A 1,867-nucleotide genomic window follows, 5' to 3' on the forward strand; every position below is an offset into this window, starting at 1 on the left:
AGGTTGATCTGTGTGCGGCCGCGCAGCGTCGAGGTTTTCTTCTCGGACTGCCGCGAGATCGCGACCGCTCGGTCCGCCCTGTCGAGCAACAGCTCGATATCGGCGGGGGAAAGGTCGCGGATGCCCAGAAGATGGCGATGAGGATAGGGGGACGAAGCGTCGGTCATCTCAAGGCGCTGCTATAGGGTGGAGACTTTGCGGCTGCAAGCGCCAGCTTTGCATTGCAGCCGTTCTCCTCAATTTTTTCGTATAGATGGCCGATTGTATCGGCCGGTATTTTCATCGCGCGCGCTGCATGGCTTGGCTATATCTAGCCGACAGCCTCGGATTCGTGGCTTTCTGACGATAGAAGGATTGGGCGTGACCGACGACGTGACGAACCAGCCGCCGCCGCTGACGGGCGGCAACGCCTGGCGGGGCGATCCGTTGCTGATCCAGCTCGCGGAGCGTTTTTCCGATCCGGTGCGCAAAGATCTCGACGGTCTCGGCCGCTTCGTGCTGACGCAGGAGGCGCAGGAACTGGCGCGCCTCGCCAATGTCGAGACGCCGAAGCTCAGGACGCATGATCGCCAGGGACGGCGCATCGACGTGGTCGAGTTCCATCCCGCCTATCACGCCTTGATGCGCCGCGCTGTGGCCAACGGGCTGCATTCCTCGGTGTGGGAGAACGGCGACACCGAGATCGGCCGCCGCCATCAAGTCCGTGCCGCCCGGTTTTATCTGACGGCGGAGCTCGAGACCGGGCATCTGTGCCCCATCACCATGACCAACGCTTCGCTGGCGGCCTTGATGGCCAGCCCAAAACTGTTTCGCGAATGGGCGCCGCGCGTGACGACGCGCAAATACGACCAGAGCCAGAAACCGCCGGTCGAGAAGACCGGGCTGACGCTCGGCATGGGCATGACCGAGAAGCAGGGCGGCACCGATGTGCGCGCCAATGTGACGAGGGCGGAACGCGCCGGCAGCGGTTTTTATCGTCTGACGGGGCACAAATGGTTCATGTCGGCGCCGATGTCGGATGCGTTCCTGGTGCTGGCGCAGGCGCCGGAGGGGCTGTCGTGCTTCCTCGTGCCGCGCGTTCTCGGTGATGGTTCGGGCAACGGCTTCCGCTTTCAGCGACTGAAGGACAAGCTCGGCAACCGTTCCAACGCCTCCTCCGAAGTCGAATTCGTCAATGCCATCGGCGAGATGGTCGGCGAACCCGGTGCCGGTGTGAAGACGATCATGGACATGGTCACCCTGACCCGGCTCGATTGTGCCATCGCCTCGTCGGCGATCATGCGCGCGGGCCTCGCCGAGGCCGTTCACCACGCCCGCCATCGCCAGGTGTTCGGTTCGACCCTGATCGAGCAGCCGTTGATGCAGCGCGTTCTGGCCGACATGGCGCTCGACGTCGCCGCCGCCACCGCGCTGTCGTTCCGGTTAGCGCGCTCCTTCGACGAGGCGGCCAGCGATCGCGGCGAGGCGGCGTTTGCCCGGGCCATGACGCCGGTCGTCAAATACTGGGTCTGCAAGATCGCGCCCCCGCTGCTCTATGAGGCGATGGAGTGCCTAGGCGGCAACGGCTACGTCGAGGAGGCGCCACTCGCCCGCTACTATCGCGAGGCCCCGGTCAATGCGATCTGGGAAGGCTCGGGCAATGTCATGGCGCTTGATGTGCTGCGCGTGCTCGGCCGTGCGCCCGGCCTGTTCGAGGATGTGCTGGCCGGCATCGACCGTGATCTCGGCGCCGGCGGACGCGGCACGATCGGCGTTCTGAAGGCGGCGATGCAGGTTGCCTCAACCGACGAAGGTTCGGCCCGGCTGCTGACCGAGCAGTTGGCACTGTCGGCTGCGGCGGCGGAATTGCGCCGCCTGGGGGCAGGGC

At 65.3% G+C, this 1,867-nt stretch carries 1 protein-coding gene and 1 pseudogene; one reads left to right on the forward strand and one right to left on the reverse strand.

Annotation, left to right across the window (positions count from 1 at the left end):
- Positions 1 to 167: pseudogene (gene pyrB / locus EN984_RS33070) on the reverse strand (aspartate carbamoyltransferase catalytic subunit); the annotation flags it as partial.
- Positions 168 to 360: 193 nt separating this feature from the next.
- Here pyrB and EN984_RS33075 point away from each other — a divergent pair.
- A partial coding sequence (locus EN984_RS33075) for a DNA alkylation response protein (protein WP_164765852.1) occupies positions 361 to 1,867 on the forward strand: 1,507 nt, incomplete at its 3' end.

Source organism: Mesorhizobium sp. M7A.F.Ca.CA.004.12.1.1, assembly GCF_003997835.1.
Classification (GTDB): Bacteria; Pseudomonadota; Alphaproteobacteria; order Rhizobiales; family Rhizobiaceae; genus Mesorhizobium.